This window comes from Haloferula luteola (genome assembly GCF_014201715.1).
Taxonomy (GTDB): Bacteria; Verrucomicrobiota; Verrucomicrobiia; order Verrucomicrobiales; family Akkermansiaceae; genus Haloferula; species Haloferula luteola.
Window position 1 is genome coordinate 328,316 of record NZ_JACHFD010000001.1, and the last position, 18,470, is coordinate 346,785.

Genomic DNA, 18,470 nt, shown 5'->3' on the forward strand with positions numbered 1-18,470 from the left:
CGGCAGAGCCCCCTAGTTTCCGCGCCCCGCGTCAGGCAAACCGCGATTATTCTCATGTCCAAGCACAACAGTCTCAAGCTCAAGGGCGGCGCCGAAGGTAAGCGCTCTGTGATGAAGCGTTTCGAGCGCATCAAGGTTCTCAAGTCCCGTGGCCAGTGGCAAGAAGGCCGCAGCCCGATCGGTCTTCCGAAGACCAAGGGCGAGGGCTGAAGCCATCCGTTTTCCGATTTTCATCGAAAGCGCGCGGTCCTCACCGGGGCCGCGCCTTTTGTGTATCCGGACTTTCCAAGCCCCTCTCTATGAACGATTCCGACGGCATCCGCTTGAACAAATTCCTCGCCTCCTGCGGGGTGGGATCACGCCGCGCCTGTGACGCGCAGGTCCAGCAAGGACACGTCGAAATCAACGGCAAAGTCTGCCTCAATCCCGCCGAGAGAGTCACCCTCACCGACTTCGTCAAAGTCGACGGGAAACGGGTACAGCCGAAACGAACCACCACCATCGCCTTCAACAAACCGCGAGGACTGGTGTGTTCCAAAGATGACGAACTGGGTCGCAGCACGATCTTCGAAGCACTCCCCGTTCAGCTATCCCACCTCAATCACGTTGGCCGCCTCGACCGCGACTCCGAGGGCTTGCTGATTCTCACCAACGACGGCCAGCTCGCCCAGACACTTCTTCACCCCTCCAAGGATGTGGAGAAGGAATACCTTGTCACCGCGAACCAGCACCTCGCCGACGAACACCTCGACCAATTTCTCCGGGGTATCTTTGTCGAAGAGGGCAAAGTCAAATTGCGCGCCAAGGAGATCGAGCGCCTGTCGCCACGACGACTCCGCATCGTTCTCACCACCGGATACAAGCGCCAGATCCGCGTCATGCTGGAAGCCATGGGCTACACGGTGCAGCGACTGGTTCGGGTGCGCATTGGTTCATTCCATCTCAATGACATGCCACCCGGAGCCTGGGTGCCCCTCGAAGCCGAGGAGATCGCCGCACTTTCGGTGAATCCTCGAGTCAAAGCTCGCCCAAAGGCGAAGCGTGAAGTCCCCGCTGATCGCCGCAAGCCCTCTTCGTCGAAGCGCCCTCCCGGCAAGAAGCTCGCCAGTTTTGGAAAAGGCCGTCCTGCCGCCAAAAAATCCCCCGCCGGCAAAAAAACCGGTCGACGGCGTCCCCAGTAATCTCCGGGAGATACCTCAAAAAAGTCGGATCGAATCTCCAACTTTTGATTGGCCCCATCGATAGGCTTTCTAAGGTCATTCCTTAGAAACCCACGATTCATGAGCCAGAAACCCAGTCCGGACATCTACAAACCCTCCAAGGAGTTCTCCAAGCAAGCCCGCATTTCCAGCCTCGCCGAATACAAACGGATGTGGCAGGAATCGATCGCTCAGCCTGAAAAATTTTGGGCCGAACAAGCCCAAGAACTGACTTGGCGGGAACCCTGGAAAAAGGTGCTCGAGTGGAAGGCTCCCGATGCCAAATGGTTCGTCGGTGGAAAGCTCAACATCACTGAGTCGTGCTTGGATCGACATGCGACGGGTCCCAGGAAAAATAAAGCTGCCATCATTTTCGAAGGCGAACCGGGCGACCGCCGAACTCTAACCTACGCCCAACTTCACAAGGAAGTTTGCCAGTTCGCCAATGTGCTCATCGGTCAGGGCGTCAAATCCAAGGATCGCGTGCTCATCTACATGCCGATGATCCCGGAAGCCGCGATCGCCATGTTGGCTTGCGCCCGCCTTGGAGCCGTTCACTCAGTGGTGTTTGGCGGATTCTCCGCCGAGTCGATCGCCGATCGCCTTTCCGATAGCGGAGCCGTCCATATCATCACGGCTGACGGTGGTTGGCGACGCGGAAAAGTCGTCCCACTCAAGGACAACGTCGATGAGGCCATCAAGGGCAATCGCGAGATCAAGAGCGTCATCGTCTATCAACGCACCGGCCAACAGGTCGCCATGCAAAAGGACCGCGACCATTGGTGGCATGAACTCACCGCGACGGCTTCGAGCCGCCATCAGGCCAAAGCCTTCGATAGCGAACATCCGCTGTTCATCCTCTACACCTCCGGCTCGACGGGCAAACCCAAAGGCATCCTCCACACCACTGGAGGATATCTCACCGGCACCTACACCACCTGCAAATACATCTTCGACATGCGCGATGATGATATTTATTGGTGCACTGCCGACGTGGGTTGGATTACCGGACATTCCTACATTGTCTACGGCCCGCTCGCCATGGGAGTGACTCAGGTCATCTATGAAGGCGCTCCCAACTTCCCCGACTTTGGACGATTCTGGAAAATGATCGAAGATCATGGGGTCACCATTTTCTACACGGCACCCACCGCAATCCGCGCATTTATCAAGGCGGGCGATGCATTCGTCGAGAACCACGACCTCTCCTCCCTCCGCCTTTTGGGCTCCGTCGGCGAGCCGATCAATCCGGAAGCTTGGCGCTGGTATCACCAGAAAATCGGCGGCGGCCGCTGTCCGATCGTCGATACCTGGTGGCAGACCGAAACGGGGGCGATCATGATCAGCCCCCTACCGGGCGCAACCCCACTGGAACCCGGCACCGCAACCTTGCCCTTCTTTGGGGTCGATGCCGCCATCCTCGACGATTCCGGCAAGGAGTGCAAAGCCAACGAGCAAGGCCGACTCGTCATTCGCAAGCCCTGGCCGTCAATGACCCGAACCATCTACGGCGACAAAGCCCGCTTCAAAAAAACCTACTGGTCCGACTACGAAGGACTCTACACCGCAGGCGATAGTGCTCGCCGTGACAAACGAGGCAATTTCTGGATTGTCGGGCGGTTGGACGATGTCCTCAACGTTTCGGGCCACCGTCTCGGCACGGCTGAAGTCGAAAGCGCTCTGGTTGGCCACAAAGCCGTTGCCGAAGCCGCCGTGGTCGGCCGACCCGATGACCTCAAAGGCCAGGCCGTCGTCGCCTTCGTCACCCTCAAGGCCGGCTTTGACGAAACTCCTACGTTGCAAAAGGAACTTCGAGACCACGTCGGAAAAGTCATCGGAGCCATCGCCAAGCCCGACGACCTCCACTTTGCCCCCGCCCTGCCCAAGACCCGCTCTGGAAAAATCATTCGCCGACTCTTGAAAGAACTGGTCACCACCGGCAGCGTATCAGGCAACCTGACGACGCTGGAGGACTTCTCGGTCATTGAGTCCCTCCAACAACGTCTCGCCAAGCGTTGAAACCCTCATGACTCCCGGTCGCTACTTCCTCGCCCGTCTCGCCCTTTCTTTTGGTATCGCCCGCCGCCAGAAGCGGATGGCCGATGCTGCCACTGAGGCTCACCTGCTGCGCGAGGCCGAGCAGTTCCTCGGATTCCACATCTGGCAGCAGGTCGAGGGCGTCGAAGAACTCGGCATCGAATACTGGAACCTCCGCCGTCTCCAAAAACGGCGCGAGGAACTCAGAGTCGCGCTCGAATCCTCCGAGGACAAACTGCGCGGAGCGCATGACGAACGCTCGTCCATGCTCAATGAGGTTTCAGCCAAGACAGAATCTCTCGTCGAGGAACGCTCTCAGCGGGTCGCCGAGTTGGAAGCTCTCGCCCGCAAGCGCGATAGCATCGTCGTCAAGGCGCGAGAAGTCCGCAGAGTGTACGATGGGGTCAAAGCCAAACTCGAAGTTCTCAAACAGGAGGATTCAGGGGATCAGGAGAGCATCCGCGTTTCGCGTACCCGCCTCACCGAACTCCGAGAGCAATTCGATGCCATTAAGATCGAGCGCGATCAGACCGCGGGTGAGGTCGAACGCCTCAGCGCTGAAATCCAAATCATCGACGATAAGTTGAATGCTGAACGAAAAGTCCATCGCGACGACAGCGCCGGGGCCTTTCAAACCATCAGCGACATGAATCGAGAGATCTCGCGCAGCAAGGCGGAGCTCGGCATCATTGAAACGGAGATGCACCAACTCTTCGGCGAGATCGGTCGTCACATCAGCCTCAATGCCCGAACCAACGAACCCTGCCGCCGAGCAAGCAAAACGTATTCGGCATTGATCGGAGTGATGGCCGCCCTGCGGCGATCCATTCTCCTGAATCACCGCCTGGCGGAAGCCTCCTGAAGGCGTCTTACTGACCCAGCGATTCCAGCAATCGGCGGTGAATGCCTCCGAAACCGCCGTTGCTCAAAACCGCGACCGTATCGCCGCTAGCTGCCTCTGCGGCGACCGTGTGGACGATTTCCTCCACGGTTGGAACATAGCGTCCCCCACCCCCGGGAACGCTTGCGGCCACCTGCACTGGGTCAAGGCGATCCGCCTCCGGCACCTTCTCCGGGTCCGGTAAGGCCGCAATGATTGCCACATCGGCCTCCGCGAAACACTCCGCCAGTTCGTTCTGGAAAACCTTGCGCTTCGTCGTGTTGGAACGGGGCTCGAAAATCACCCACAATCGACCCTCAGGATACTGCTGCCGGAGTGCCCGGATGGCTTGTCGGATCGCCGTCGGATGATGGGCAAAATCATCGACCACTCGCACCCCGCCTGCCGTTCCCCGCAGCTCCTGACGACGAGCCACTCCCTCAAAACTTTCCAAGCCAACGCGGACTTCCTCCGCACTCAATCCGCCCAATCGCGCCGCTGTAGCAGCCATCGCGGCATTGCGCACGTTGAACTCTCCGGGCATGGCAACGCGAAAACGTTCGCCCTCAAGGGTGAAAGCACTGTGATCGGGTTGATAGTCGATCTCCGAAATCTGCACTTCGCAGGACTCCCCCAGCCCCACTCGCACCACCGGACAATGAGCCTTTTCCGCCACATCCAGACAATGAGGGTCGTCTCCATTGATCACCGCGTGGCCATTGCGCGGAACCACCAGCAATAACCGCCGGAAGCTCAGTTTGATTTCGTCGAGAGATTGATAAATATCTGCGTGATCAAACTCGATGTTATTGATCACGGCGATCTCCGGGAGGTAGTGGAGAAACTTCGACCGTTTGTCGAAAAAGGCCGTATCGTATTCGTCGCCTTCCAGAACATTGATGTCGGAATCACTGAACTCCGCACCCCGCCCGAGATTTCTTGGGAGCCCGCCAATCATCCATCCCGGATCCTTGCCGGCGGACTGGAACAACCACGCCAGCATGGATGAAGTCGTGGTTTTCCCATGCGTGCCGCTGACCACGAAGTTTCTCTTTCCGCGCAACAAATACTCCTTCATCACCTCCGGCAGAGAGCAGTACAACAAGCGCCTTTCCAGAGTCGCCTCCGCCTCGTCGTTCCCACGGCTGATGGCATTGCCGATCACGATCACATCCGCATCAGCGGGAATGTTTTCGGCACGATATCCTTCGTGAATTTCCACCCCTTCTGCCCTCAGAAAATCGGACATCGGAGGATAGACGTTGGCGTCCGATCCTGTGACGGTGAAGCCTTTGCGCTTCATCGCCACTGCCACCGAGCCCATGGCCGTGCCACACACTCCGACAAAATGAAAATGCTTGTTGCTGAGTCCTGCCATGCTTGAGGCGTGACGCTAGAGGGCAGGGACTCCCCTGCCAATGCGGAATCCCCCAAGCCATCGACCCCCGCATTTTTACCCCCCACCCTACGCGATCGATCAGTGGACGGCGTCCCTCAATCCCGTTTAACTCCCGCCATCCCCACTGCCACACCCCCAAACGTGGCAAACTTCCCCACCTCATACCCCCTTACCCCCGACCTATGTCCCCTGTCCCCTTCCGTGGGCTCGTGCCCACGACGTGTGCCTTCTTGTTGGCTCAAACCCTCCCAGGTCTCAGCCAAAATCTGTCGATGGTCGACGGCTTCAACATCTACGTCCTCGGCGATATGACCGAGTCCAACGTCGACTCCGAGGGCCGCGTTGCCGTCGCCGGCGATGCCACCCTGACCAACTACGGGATCGGCACCGCCTTCAGCTCGAACCCTTCTTCCGCAGGCGATGCGCTGGTGGTGGGAGGCTCTCTCAGCTACTATGGCGGTGAGGTTCACTACGGAAACGTGGTCTACGGCGACACTCTCTCCGGCACACCCTCCGTTCCAAACGGCACCATCACCCAGGACAACTCGCTGGCCTTCGACTCCATCAGTTCGTCCTTGATCGGATCGTCCATCTACTGGTCAGGCGTCACCGCCACCGGAACAACCAGCAACAACTACGGTGGCATCGTGCTTTACGGCTCCGATAGCTCCCTCAATGTGTTTGACGTCACCGGCTCGATGCTGAGTTCGGCCTGGGGAATCACCATTGACGTTCCCGCTGGATCCACCGTGCTCGTCAACATCAGTGGCACCATCATGGATTTCGACAACATGGGCATCAGCTTCGCCAGCAGCAATGGCTCGGCGACCGACAATCAGCACGTGCTGTATAATTTCTACGAAGCCACTTCGCTTTCCATCAGCGGCATCAGCGTGCAAGGTTCCGTATTGGCCCCTCTCGCCGATGTCAGCTTCGGGAATGGCAATGTCGAAGGGCAGCTGATTGCTGGCAATCTGACCGGCAACGGCGAGGCCCATAACGACCCCTTCATCGGCAACTTGCCTATCGTTGCGAGCACCGTTCCCGAAGTTTCCACCGCTGCACTGGCTGGCCTTTCCGGGCTGCTTGCCTGCCTTCGTCGCCGCCGCGCTTGATCGCACGGCGCGACGACTCCTAACGGTTTAAAAAGTGGGCGCGGAAACGGTTCCGCGCTCTTTTTCTTCGGCGCGCTGACGCAAAATACGATCGGCGATCTCCCTCACCATTTCGGTGAGGAGCAACCACAGGTGGCTGCCCTGACGATAGTCGGCGGGAGCAATGTGCTTCACCCGATTGGCGTGAGCACAAAGTTGATAGCACTTCCGAAAACTGCGTCCGCTCGGATCCTCCGGGTTGTAAACCGCGATGCCCTGCCCGCCATTGCGGGTGATCACCGTGAAACACGGGACGTCCGTCGGGCCATCGCCGACATACACCATATTTTCGAACGGGATCGGTCGCAATTCTGCAGGCATGTGGTCATTCACATCCTGAGAGTAGTCGAGCATCCCCTTGTTGATCCGAAACAGGAACTGAGTTTTGGTCGTGTGCGAAATTGCCCGCTTGGGAAATGAAATGTGACCCGAAGCGTTTTCTCCGAACTCGCATCCAAAGATCCGCTTCACACGCGATGCCAACGGAGAGCCATCGAGTAGCGCCTTCAACCCCGACGAAATGATGTAAAACTCGACCACGATTCCCGCGGCTTCGTGGTCGGAGGAAAGCACCAACTTTGAAAGCTCATCGAAGACATCGGGAACCCCCGGGAAGTAACGCAAGCCGGCTCCCAGCTCCTGGAGCCGGGCATTGGTGACTCGATCCATTTCCAGATAATCGAGGAGGCACTTCAAATACGCCAGTTCGCCATCCCACTGCTCCTCTTTCACGAGTTGATTGCACTTGCTCCAGAACTGTTGGGGATCGATCCCGAATTCCGGAAACAAAACATCATCCTGCATGTAGCGCGGACTCAGAGTCTGATCGTAGTCAAAGACCAGTGCGATGCGATTTTGAGGAACAGCCATGGCGCTGGGGGCAAACAAGCAGCCCACTGGCCAATCGCAAGTGCAAAGCCCTGCAAGTCCGTGGAGATTCAGTGAGGAGAAGTCTTCATTCTCAGCAGACGAAGGCCATTCAAGCATACCAAAACCGTGCTTCCTTCGTGCCCCACCACACCCGCAGGAAGAGGAAGGGCAAAACCCAGGGCCGCTGCCACCAAGGTGAGAATCACAATCCCGGCAAACACCAGGTTCTGCAACAGGACTCTCCGGGCCCGCCGAGCGTGGGCCAATAAGCGGGGAAGGTTTTCAACCCGATCTCCCATCAGGACCACATCCGCCGTCTCCATCGCCACATCCGTGCCCGCAGCCCCCATCGCCACCCCCAGATCGGCCGCAGCCAATGCCGGCGCGTCATTGACCCCATCTCCTGCCATCAACACGCGACCTGACCGCTTGAGCTGGCGAATGACCTCCAACTTATCAATGGGGAGCAACTCAGCACGCACTTCATCGACCCCTGTCTGACGGGCAATCGCCTCTGCAACCCGAACCTGATCCCCCGTGAGCATCACCACCTTCTTCACCCCCACCGCTTTCAGCTCGCGCACCAAAGCCGCTGATCCCTCCCGGACGGTATCCGCCATCGCCACCACCAAATGCAGGCTTGCCCGGTCCCCCTCCACTTGGGCGAACCCAACACAGGTCTTGCCCTCGTCTTGCAACTGGCGCGATGCCTCCTCAAATCGGGGTGCGATGTCCACCTGACGTTCCCTGAGAAACCGCAAACTCCCGACCAAATAGCGGCCCTCTCCGACCTGCGCTTCCGCTCCTTTGCCGGGGATCGACTGGAAATCTCTGACTTCGGGCAATGCCTGCCCATCACAGGCATGAACGATTGCCTGCGCCAACGGATGCTCTGAGCGACTTTCCAGCGCACCGCAGATTCGCAACAAGGCCTGCGATTCCACCGAAAACTCACCGGCTTTCTCCACCCCATACCGGCTCACCACTTCTGTCACCGATGGCTTTCCCACCGTCAGGGTGCCGGTCTTGTCGATCGCCACCACGTCAATCGTGGCCGCTCGATCGAGGTGCGACCCTCCCTTGATCAAAATTCCTTTCCGCGCGGCACCACCAATCGCAGAAAGCACCGTCGCGGGAGTACTGATGATCAGGGCGCAAGGAGAAGCCACCACCATCACCGTCATGGCCCGATAGAAGGCCTGGGAAAAAGGCTCATGTCCGATCCACCAAGGCACTCCAAGAACCCCCACCGTGAGAAGGATCACTCCCAGCGAATACCCCTTCTCCGCAGTCTCCAGGAACCGCTGAGCATCGGATTTTTCCTCCTGTGCCTCTTCTACCAACTTCACCATCCGAGCCAGAGTCGAATCCTCAGCACGCTTGGTGACTTCTAGCAGAATTCCCCCGGCCTGATTGATCGTGCCGGCAAAGACCTCCGAGCCTGCATCTTTGGCAACCGGCAGCGACTCCCCGGTCAGGGAAGACTCATCAATGCTCGTCCGCCCTTCGACGACCCGGCCATCCACGGGGAGTTGCTCCCCCGGTTTGACCTCAACTTGCTCTCCCACCGCAAGATCCTCGATAGGCACTCGAATCAGCCTTCCGTCTCGCCGCACCCATGCCTCGCTTGGACGCAAAGTCAGCAGCGCTTCGATGGCTCGGGTCGTGCGATCCATCGCGCGCGTTTGCAGCACGTTAGAAAGACTGAAGAGAAACAGCAGCAGTGCTCCCTCCAACGGTTGTCCAATGGCCGCCGCACCGAGTGCCGCCAGCACCATCAGGACATCCACATCCAGATCTCCGGCACGCAACGAGGCCCATGCCGATCGAACTCCTTGCTGACCGCCAAAAACATAGGAAGCAGCGAAACAAAGATTCACCCCCACCGGAGGCCCTCCCGATTTCTCCCAGCCCCAGCCTGCCAACAAAAACACCAATCCCAATCCGCACGAGATCTCTTCCCGGAGCGATCCCCTTTGCTCAGCCGCACTCATTCGTCGACATCATCTATGCCCCGAATGACCGCCCTCGCAATCCCCCATCAGGGCTGCTTGGGAATCATTCCGTCATGCACCGCCCACCAAGTCCTCCAGCGCTTCTGGCAGACGGGCAAATCGGAACGCGTATCCGCTTTCCTCCAGTGCCCGAGGAATTGCCCTTTGGCTTGCCAACAGTGCACTCGCAAACTCCCCCAAACCCACCTTCAGAGCCCACGCGGGAGCGTGCAGGATCGCAGGTCGACCCAGCACCTTCGCCAACTCACGCGTCAGCTCTTCATTGCGCACCGGCTCCGGAGCCACCCCATTCACAGGTCCTGAAATGCCCGCTTCGAGGGCGTGGAGCATTCCCCCCACGAGGTCCTCCACGTGGATCCACGGCATCCACTGCCGACCGGAACCGAAATTTCCCCCCAACCCCCAGGAAAACACCCGCTTCATCTTCCCCCAAGCCGCTCCCCCCACCCCTAGCACGACCCCAGTCCGCCAGACAAGCACCCGGCACGGTGCCGCACGAAACGCCACGGCTTCCCAATCGCGGCAAAGGTCCGCCAAAAACCCTTCTCCAGCCACGGCGGACTCCGGAAGAATCTCCTCACCCCGATCCCCGTAAATCCCCACAGCGGATCCATTGAGGAGAACTTCTGGCCGTTCCGAACACGTCTCCAGGGCATCGACCAAAGTCTGAGTCACGCCAACTCGGCTGCTTCGAAATGCTTGCTTGTGAGCGTCGGTCCATCGCTGATCGATGGCCTCTCCGGCCAGATTCACCACCGCATCAAGGCCACTCAGAACCGGTGCTTCGTTCCAAATTCGCCACTCCGACACCACCCCGTTTGAAACGCGGGGGCGTCGGCTGAACCCGACCACTTCCCAGCCCTTTTCCTGAGCCCGAGCAGCCAACCGGCCTCCAATGAAGCCCCCAGCCCCGACGATTCCCATCCGTTTGCCCTGCATCGCATCCAACTTCTTCCTTCCTCGTCCCTGCGCAATCGCTTTCCACCTTTACTTGCAGGCCCCTGATCTCTGCAATCCGGCCCGATGAGGTTCGCCGCCGCCCTGCTCTTCCCAATCCTCCCGCTCGCCGCTCAGGACGTTCTTCCGGAGATGAATGGGGCCCCGCCCTCCATTGGCCCGATCACGCCGGTCCCGTTGCCGACCGATTCCGACATCATGCTCTCCGAGGAGATCCAACCGGAGATGCCCAAATCGGTGAATCTCAGCTTCGAAAAAGGTTGGGAAGCCGACACCAAGGCCAAGGTGATCACCGCCCTTGGACCGATTTCCGCCACGGGTGACACCGGCATGGCCCTCCGCTCAGACCATGCGAAATACCTTTGGGAGGAGAAGAAACTTGAGGTCACGGGCGCGGTCAAGCTGCGCACCGAAACCGGAGTGGAAGTATTCGCCGATCGCGGGGTCCTTGATGACACCCAGCAGTTGCTGACACTCACCGGAGATGTCTCGATTTACCAAGGCCAGACCGTCCAGCGCGGCAAAGAGGTCGTCTACAACATCCAAACCGGGAAACTGGATTTCTCGGGCCTCCGCACTGGCGTCGATCCTTTGCTTCTGGAAGCCGATGGCTTTGTCCGCGAAATCACCCCAAATGGCGGTCAGGTCTTTGTAGGACAACACGCGGGAGTCACCACCGATGACTCGGAAAACCCCGGATTCTGGGTTCGAGCCGACGAAACCCGCGTCTATCCGGATGACCGCGTGACCTTCAAAAACATGAAGATCTACGCGGGAGACACCCCCATCTTCTGGCTCCCCTACTTTGCCCAACCTCTTGATGCCGATCTCGGTTACCATTTCGTTCCAGGTGGACGCAGCAACTGGGGAGCCTACCTCCTCAACAGCTATGGGGTGATGCTCGGTGAAGAAGACGATCCCTGGCTGCTTTCCCGCTGGAAGCTCGATTTGAGAAGCCGTCGTGGTGCCGCTCTGGGCCTCGATCTTGTCGACCGCAACCAAGAACGTACCAACAAGAACCTTGAAGGCCTCTCGCTGTATTATGCGAACGACCTCGATCCCACCATCTCTCGAACCGGTTTGTCCCGCGGGATCGTCAATGAAGACCGCTGGGAGGCATCGCTGAAATACCGGGTGCCCATGGGGCTCGAAGGTGGTGACAAATGGCGCACGGACTACAACCTGCACCTGCTGAGTGACAAATACTACATTGAGGACTTCGACCCTCAGCTGTTTCGTACGGATCCAGCTCCCGACAACACCATCGGCCTCTTCCGCCAGGATGACGAGTCCTTGTTCGGTGTCATGGCCCGGTTCCAGCCAAACGACTTCTACCGCTCGGACACCCGCCTCCCGGAAATCACCTTCGATCAATCTCGTCGCCCGATTTTTGGCACCTCGGTGCTTCATGAAGGCAACACTTCGTTCTCCATCATCGAAGAACGCATCGGCAGCACCGCCCAAATCAATGCCCGCACCCTGCTGGGCCTCCCGGCAACCAGCCCTCAGGCGGAAGCCATCTACAACAACCTGCCCATCTACGAACGACAACTCGTTCAGACCATCCGCTCTCTCCCTGCCGGCAGCCCTGCCATCCCGGCCCTCACCAGCCAGCTCCTCAACCCTGGCTACTCACGTTTCCACACCTACCAGGAACTCTCCCTTCCCACGAAGCTGGGCGGTTGGCTGAATTTCACTCCGGAAGTCGGCGTCGGCTACACGCGCTACGATTCCATCGAAGGACCTCTCGATTCATTGGACCGCCCCCTGTTCTACGCAGGTGCCGAAAGCTCGGTGAAGTTCTCGAAAGACTACGCCGCCGTGGCGGATCGGTTCTGGGGGCTCGATGGCTTACTCCACGTCGTCCAACCCTACGCGCGCTTCTCCTTCCTCAGCACCGACGATCCCGACCCATTGTTCCCCGGCATCGATCGCGAAACCTTCTCCACCCGTCCGCGCACCCTGGCACCGGACCGCTTCACGGCCCTCGATTCGTTTCGCAACTGGTCGATCATTCGACTCGGCATGCGCAATCACCTCATCACCCGGCGCAACAACCAGAACTTTGAGTGGCTGTGGATCGATACTTACATCGACGGTTATTTTGACGATCCCGAAGGCCTCGATCGCCGTTTCTCCAACCTCTACAACGACGTCACTTGGAATCCCCTGCCGTGGCTGAACTTCCGCCTCGAAACGCAATTTCCGGTGGTCGATGACGGCTCGGGATATTCTGAAGTCGCCGCCCGTGTGAACTTCATGCCGACGGAAAACTTCGAATTCTCCATTGGCAATCGAATCCTCAACAACCACCCGATCGTCACCGATTCGAACCGGATCGACGCCAAGGCATTCCTTCGCCTCAACGACAAGTGGGGCCTCGGTGCCACTCAGATCTGGGAACTCGACGATGGCACGTTGGAACTCCAACAATATACCATCCACCGCGACTTCAATTACTGGATCGGCTCGGTCGGCATCACCACCCGCGACAACCGCCTCGATACCGAGTTCGGCATCATCTTCGCTTTCACTCTCAAGGATTTTCCCTCGGCCTCCGTGCCCTTCTCTCTCGACGCCCAATGAGCCCCGACGAACTTGTCCAATCCCTGCAGTGGCGCTATGCCACGAAACATTTCGATGCATCCAAGCCCATTGCTGAAGACGTCCTTGACGCTCTTCACCAGTCGCTGGTGCTGACGCCCTCCTCATTTGGGCTGCAGCCTTGGAAGTTCTTCATCGTTCGCGACCCGGAACTCAAAGAGAAACTCAAGACCGCCTCTTGGAATCAACCCCAGCTGACCCAAGCACAAGAAATCGTCGTATTCGCCGCCAGGGTGGAACTGGGGCAACAGGACATCGATCGATGGATCGATTGCCTGGGAGAAGCGCAGAATCAACCGCGCGAAGCCCTCGCCCCTCTCGTGGGAATGATCGAGGGATTTGTCCACCGCATGTCACCCGGCGAACAGCACGCCTGGAACTCCAAGCAGTGCTACATCGCCCTTGGCCAATTCATGGCCGCCGCCGCGGCCTTGGGTGTCGATGCCTGCCCGCTGGAGGGCATCGATCCTGCCGCTTACGACGTGATTCTGGACCTTGGGGCGACGGGTTACGCAACCTGCATGGCATGTGCCATTGGCTATCGGTCCAGCACCGACCACACGGCGAATCGCCCCAAAGCTCGCTTCCCGTTGAACGAGGTTGTCGAGATTCGCTGATGCCACCCATGAAATCGGCGGCGCTCCGTGATATGGGAGGCCGCCGAGGTTTGAAGGCAGGGAATCGTCAGAGACTTCAGCCCTCCAAAGCCGACAAAGTCACCAAGTGAGTCCGAAGCTTAGGCAAAAGCTGCATTCGGATCAGCGATTTGCACTCCGGCATCACATCGTCGTTCTCGATCGCCGCTTCGTATAGCCCGATGCCGAACTCCTCGCCTTGCCGCAAAGCTGCTACGGCCGAGGCTTCCCCGAACAACTTGGCCGTTGCTTCGACACCCTTAGCAAAAGTTCCCCAAGCACCGGAATTCGACTCTGGAACTCCGCCCATCTCAAGGATGTTCGCCTTGAGCTTGGCGACGCTTTCACGGTGCTCGTCCTGGACTCGGCGCAGCGTCCCAACTTCAGGTTCGCCGGCAAACTTTTCGATCGCCTGACCATAGGTTTCGACCGCGGAAATCTCACCGCGGAGGAGCTGGTTGCAGACTTCGATGCATTCTGTATGAAGGGTCGTATTCATGGATTGTTGGAGTAAGAGCTCAAGGTCTTAATGACCTGTGTTCTCCCTCCATTCGCAATCATCTCACCAATCACTTTCCACAATCATCACCCTTCATTTCAGCGACTTATAAATACCCCTCAAGATTCCCCTGCGCTCTCTCTTTGCAAAGCGCGATCCTCGCCGTGCAGGGCGCCCGATCCTGGTTGCTCAAATCACCGCCCCACCCGGCAGGCGCTCTTCCAACTTGCCATCACACATCCAAAGCGTGCGATCTCCCCGTTGCGACAATGCAGGATTGTGGGTGACCACCACCAAGGTCGTTTCGTTTTCCCGGGCTAGATCCAACAACAAGCCCATCACCTCTTCACTGTTTCGGGTGTCGAGGTTCCCGGTGGGCTCGTCCGCGAATAACACCGACGGCTTGCCGCTGATGGCACGAGCGATCGCGACCCGTTGTTGCTCGCCACCGGAAAGCTCGGCGGGCAGGTGCTCCGCACGCTGCGCCAAACCCACTCGCTCCAGCGCCTGCAACCCCCGCTCCCGAGAATCCACGCCACCTATCGCCCCGGGGACCATCACATTCTCAAGTGCCGTCAGTTCCGGAAGTAACAGATAGTTTTGAAAAATGTATCCGACGTGACGATTCCTAAAGGCCGCCTGCTTCCGTCCCCCAAGTGCATAGAGGTCCGTTCCGGCAATCACCACCGAGCCCTGTTGGGGTTTCTCCAACCCGGCAAGGGTATAGAGCAGGGTCGTTTTTCCAGCGCCACTCGGCCCACAAAGAAATACGCTTTCCCCTTTCTTGAGGTGGAGATCCACACCATGCAGAACCTCGATCGACTTGGGCCCGATCCGGTAGCTGCGGTGGAGATTCGTCGCTTCAATCATCGTGCCTTATCCTTCACCCTTCCTGAATCGGAGCAAAACGATTCTTTGAAAACAAAAGGCGCTCCGCAGGCGTTTCTCCCGGGTGCTTGGCTCTCCGTTCCGTAATCGGTTCCAACCGTTTCAAGAGGCCCACACCATTGGCCAACTGAATCGCCAGACCAGGCCGGGCATTCACCTCGATCATCAAGGGGCCACGGTTTTCGTCGATCATCAGATCCACTCCCAGATAGCCGAGGCCGGTCATCTCGTAACACTGAACGGCAATTTCCAAAATCCGCTCCCACTCAGGAACCGTCACCCCTACCAACGGAACTTTGAGATCCGGGTGCATCTTCACCGCTCGCCCGTGGTGCACCGCATGCACGGTTTTTCCTGAGCGGATATCCACCCCGATCCCCAGGGCACCTTGGTGCAAGTTGGATCGTCCGTCCGATTCACGGGTGGAGGCCCGCAACATCGCCAGGACCGGATACCCGTGGAACAACACCACACGAATGTCAGGAGCGCCCTGAAAGCTGATCGAGGTCATCGTCTTCTCCGGGGCCACCTTGTATTCGATCAGGGCGGTGTCGCGCTTTCCACCCAAACTATGAAGCCCTGCAAGGATGTTCTGAAGATGGTTGCGCACATCCCCCACGGAGAGCTGAGCGCCACTCGGCTTCAAATACATGCCGTCTTCACGCCCAGCGATCACCAGCACCCCTTTTCCGCCTGAACCACGAGTCGGTTTGATCACAAACGACTCCCGTCCCTCCAGCATTCGCTCAAAATTCCGGACATCTCCTGGATTCGTGACCACGCCGTAGGTTTCAGGAACCGAAATTCCGCGTTCCACCGCCAATGATTTGGTCCGCACCTTGTTGTCGACCAGATCATACAACTTGCGCGGGTTGCTCGGGAGCACGTAGCGCGCATTGCGCATGTTGATCCCCACCACACCCATCTCTCTCAGTTCCGCTGGCGTGCGGAACCATCGGTGCCACCAACGTGTCATGCTGCGGTTTCGAAGTTTTTGAAGCGCATCAGCTCACTGAGGCGATAACCCGTATAGCGCCCGATCAGGATGATGCCACCCAGCAGCACCAACAGCAGCTCGGGGAAGTAAAATGCCCAATAGCGGATCTGCCGCATCTCCATCACGGAGAAGGCCACCACCGCCACAAACAAAGACCCACCCACCTGCAGCAAGGCACTGCGCTTGCCCTCCTCCTCCCAAATCAGGGACATCCGCTCGATGGTCCAAGCCAGAATGATCATCGGGAATAGCGTGATCTTGAGCCCATCACGCATCCCCAACCGCCAACTCACGACGCTGAGCACCATCATCAGCAAGGTCACAATCACCACACACGCGGCCACCCGCGGCACCACGAGCAAATTGAGCCGCGATAAGAGGAAACGGAACCACAATCCCGCACCAATGATCACCGCAAACATGATCAATCCGCTCTGCAAGGGCATCTCCAACAATGAAAGTGCCAGCAACACCGGCATGAAGGTTCCCAAGGTGGCAATCCCCACGATATTGCGCAGCAAGACGACCACAAAAGCCCCGATCGGAATCAACACGACAAAACGAAATACCTGCCGCTCTGATGCCGGAAGCGCCAAAATGGTGGCAACCAAAAGACTCGATTCCCTCAGGTCGGTTTGGCGCTCGATCGGGATCAAATCCCGTGTCGCCGTGAAAACGATGCTCGAATTCTCAGCCCCTTCGTTCACTTCAAACAACGCGTCCCCGCCACGATTCCAGACAAAGATCTGGTCAGGACGCAATTCGTCCGTCGGCTTGTCTGGATTGCGGATTTTCCAGTGAACCCCATCGAAATACTCGACCAGCAACAAGGCCTCCTGGGGCCCTCGCATTTCCTCCAGACGCACTCCGTAGGCCATCCGCGCCGGAATCCCTGCGAGCTTGAGCAAGTCCACGCCGAGGGAGATCAGTCCGCGACGCTCGTCTTCATCCGCATATGCCCGCTTCAACAGGGAGATCTCTTGGGACGACTCCAACGCCGTAATTTCCTGGAAGATTCCGACGAATCGACTGTCGGGCGACGAAGAGAATTCGCTGACTCGCCGGACCACACTTTCCGCCGCCTCGCGCGCGTTGCGTGTCAGACCTGGATCCACTGCTTTGGGAAGATCCCCTGAGACGGACACCGGACCCGCACTGTTGACGCCGGATTCGGGAAATCGCACGCGATAGTAGAGCGCTTGAGGTCCTTCGACCGAATCCGCCTCCCAAACCGCTGACAAGTTGCCGCTGGCATCAGCTTCCGTGCGGAAACTGTAGCCCGACGATTGGGCATCAATTCCCAGATCCCGAGTGATTTCCGAGGTCGGCAAAGCCAATCGCACACTGACCGGCTCCCCGAAAGCCGCGAAGGTGATTTTCGATTCCACCAACCATTCCGTTGAGGCCTTCCCCACCTTCAGGGGGATGCCGATCACGATATGTTTGTAGGCGGCGAGCCCGCCCCCGGCGAGGACCAGAAACGCGACAATCGCGAACAGCTTGAAACGAGCGCTCATACGAAGAACGAAAAACCCTCACACGGGTCGATGAAAGAAGGCCCCTCCAAGAGGCCCTCGGGGGAAAACCCATTATCGCAAGACCTTCTTGTCCGCAAGGTAAGCACGGCTCGGATCCACCCAGCCCAGCTCCTTGATGGTCTTCCGACCGATCAGCACGGGACTGAGCATGTTCGACCGGTTATTGAGGGTGAACTCTGCCTTCAGGCTACGCTCGCCGATTTTGAAGCGCAGAAGCACCGTCTCGCGGGCTTCCGATTCACCCGCCGGCTCCTTGATGTGCGCGATGCGGACCAACGGAGCCTCCATTTGCATGCGCTTGGAATCTTTATTCTGAGGATTGGTCACGATGAACCGCACCCACTTCCGGCCATCCCGCTCAAAGAGATGCTTTTCCTCGCAATGAATCGAGCTGGTGAGAGCACCGGTATCCAACTTGGCCGGAAACTTCTCCGATTCGTTCTCATTCTCCAGCACCACCCATTCTTTCCATCCGTAAACCTGAACGGGATCACCATTGACCGGGCGTGCCACCGCCGCCTCAACCTCACGATTCTCTTCCTCTTCAAGGTCGATCACCACCTCTTCATCCGCTTTGGCTGCGGGCTCCGTATCGACGGCGTCCTTATTTTCGCCCTCTTTGGCCTCGGATTTTTTCGGTTCTTCCGCCACCTCCGCTGCAGGAGTGGGCTCATTTTCCGCCTTTTCCTCGGCAGCCCACAACCCTCCGCCCTTGCCAAGAAAAACGAGGCAGGCCATCCACGTAACGAACTGTCGATTGCTGATCACGCGCGGCGACTTTCACCACCGATCCCTTTT

Annotated in this window: 16 protein-coding genes; 7 read left to right on the forward strand and 9 right to left on the reverse strand. The window is 58.4% G+C overall.

All coding sequences use genetic code 11. The features are described 5' to 3' along the window. Positions 1–54 precede the first annotated feature (54 nt). From HNR46_RS01405 to HNR46_RS01420, 4 genes are all read left to right on the forward strand, one after another. A complete protein-coding gene (locus tag HNR46_RS01405; RefSeq protein WP_184015076.1) occupies positions 55–210 on the forward strand; it encodes a small basic protein in 156 nt (51 codons plus the stop codon). Positions 211–299: 89 nt separating this feature from the next. Then, positions 300–1,181, forward strand: a complete 882-nt coding sequence (locus tag HNR46_RS01410; RefSeq protein ID WP_184015078.1) for a pseudouridine synthase — start codon at positions 300–302, stop codon at positions 1,179–1,181. A 99-nt stretch (positions 1,182–1,280) separates the two neighbouring features. Further along, entirely contained in the window at positions 1,281–3,218 is a 1,938-nt protein-coding gene (gene acs / locus HNR46_RS01415; protein WP_184015080.1) for an acetate--CoA ligase, read from the forward strand. Positions 3,219–3,225: 7 nt separating this feature from the next. Beyond that, the gene (locus HNR46_RS01420; RefSeq protein WP_184015082.1) at positions 3,226–4,098 is read left to right on the forward strand and encodes a hypothetical protein; all 873 of its coding nucleotides are present in this window, start codon (positions 3,226–3,228) and stop codon (positions 4,096–4,098) included. A gap of 7 nt (positions 4,099–4,105) precedes the next feature. Here HNR46_RS01420 and mpl read toward each other — a convergent pair whose 3' ends face one another. After that, entirely contained in the window at positions 4,106–5,494 is a 1,389-nt protein-coding gene (gene mpl, locus HNR46_RS01425) for a UDP-N-acetylmuramate:L-alanyl-gamma-D-glutamyl-meso-diaminopimelate ligase (RefSeq protein WP_184015084.1), read from the reverse strand. Between the two features lie 203 nt (positions 5,495–5,697). Here mpl and HNR46_RS01430 point away from each other — a divergent pair, with 203 nt between their 5' ends. After that, positions 5,698–6,630, forward strand: a complete 933-nt coding sequence (locus HNR46_RS01430) for a choice-of-anchor A family protein (protein WP_184015085.1) — start codon at positions 5,698–5,700, stop codon at positions 6,628–6,630. A 27-nt stretch (positions 6,631–6,657) separates the two neighbouring features. Here the strand turns inward: HNR46_RS01430 and HNR46_RS01435 are convergent, their stop codons facing one another. From HNR46_RS01435 to HNR46_RS01445, 3 genes are all read right to left on the reverse strand, one after another. Then, complete coding sequence (locus HNR46_RS01435) at positions 6,658–7,539, reverse strand: HAD family hydrolase (protein ID WP_184015087.1); 882 nt, start codon at positions 7,537–7,539, stop codon at positions 6,658–6,660. Positions 7,540–7,607: 68 nt separating this feature from the next. Continuing rightward, positions 7,608–9,533, reverse strand: a complete 1,926-nt coding sequence (locus tag HNR46_RS01440; RefSeq protein WP_184015089.1) for a heavy metal translocating P-type ATPase — start codon at positions 9,531–9,533, stop codon at positions 7,608–7,610. A gap of 72 nt (positions 9,534–9,605) precedes the next feature. Continuing rightward, entirely contained in the window at positions 9,606–10,493 is an 888-nt protein-coding gene (locus HNR46_RS01445; protein WP_221284951.1) for a TIGR01777 family oxidoreductase, read from the reverse strand. Positions 10,494–10,577: 84 nt separating this feature from the next. On the opposite strand from HNR46_RS01445, the gene HNR46_RS01450 reads away from it, so the two are divergent. After that, on the forward strand, positions 10,578–13,097 hold the full coding sequence (locus HNR46_RS01450) for an LPS-assembly protein LptD (RefSeq protein WP_184015093.1): 2,520 nt from the start codon (positions 10,578–10,580) through the stop codon (positions 13,095–13,097). Continuing rightward, positions 13,094–13,732, forward strand: coding sequence for an NAD(P)H-dependent oxidoreductase (locus HNR46_RS01455; protein ID WP_184015095.1), 639 nt, complete (start codon positions 13,094–13,096; stop codon positions 13,730–13,732). Before HNR46_RS01450 ends, HNR46_RS01455 begins: the two co-directional genes overlap by 4 nt. Before the next feature lie 76 nt (positions 13,733–13,808). On the opposite strand, the gene HNR46_RS01460 is transcribed toward HNR46_RS01455, so the two are convergent. The 5 genes from HNR46_RS01460 to HNR46_RS01480 all read right to left on the reverse strand — a co-directional run bounded on the left by HNR46_RS01460 (position 13,809) and on the right by HNR46_RS01480 (position 18,410). After that, positions 13,809–14,249 carry a DUF2383 domain-containing protein gene (locus HNR46_RS01460; protein ID WP_184015097.1) on the reverse strand — a complete coding sequence of 147 codons (441 nt, stop codon included), beginning with the start codon at positions 14,247–14,249 and terminating at the stop codon, positions 13,809–13,811. 189 nt (positions 14,250–14,438) lie between these two features. Beyond that, on the reverse strand, positions 14,439–15,119 hold the full coding sequence (locus HNR46_RS01465) for an ABC transporter ATP-binding protein (RefSeq protein WP_184015099.1): 681 nt from the start codon (positions 15,117–15,119) through the stop codon (positions 14,439–14,441). Positions 15,120–15,132: 13 nt separating this feature from the next. Beyond that, the gene (locus HNR46_RS01470; protein ID WP_184015101.1) at positions 15,133–16,113 is read right to left on the reverse strand and encodes an alpha-L-glutamate ligase-like protein; all 981 of its coding nucleotides are present in this window, start codon (positions 16,111–16,113) and stop codon (positions 15,133–15,135) included. Then, positions 16,110–17,651: a UUP1 family membrane protein gene (locus HNR46_RS01475; RefSeq protein ID WP_184015104.1), complete on the reverse strand. Its 1,542-nt coding sequence runs from the start codon at positions 17,649–17,651 to the stop codon at positions 16,110–16,112. The genes HNR46_RS01470 and HNR46_RS01475 overlap by 4 nt, the downstream gene beginning before the upstream one ends. Before the next feature lie 72 nt (positions 17,652–17,723). Continuing rightward, on the reverse strand, positions 17,724–18,410 hold the full coding sequence (locus tag HNR46_RS01480) for an ATP-dependent zinc protease family protein (protein WP_184015106.1): 687 nt from the start codon (positions 18,408–18,410) through the stop codon (positions 17,724–17,726). Positions 18,411–18,470 lie beyond the last annotated feature (60 nt).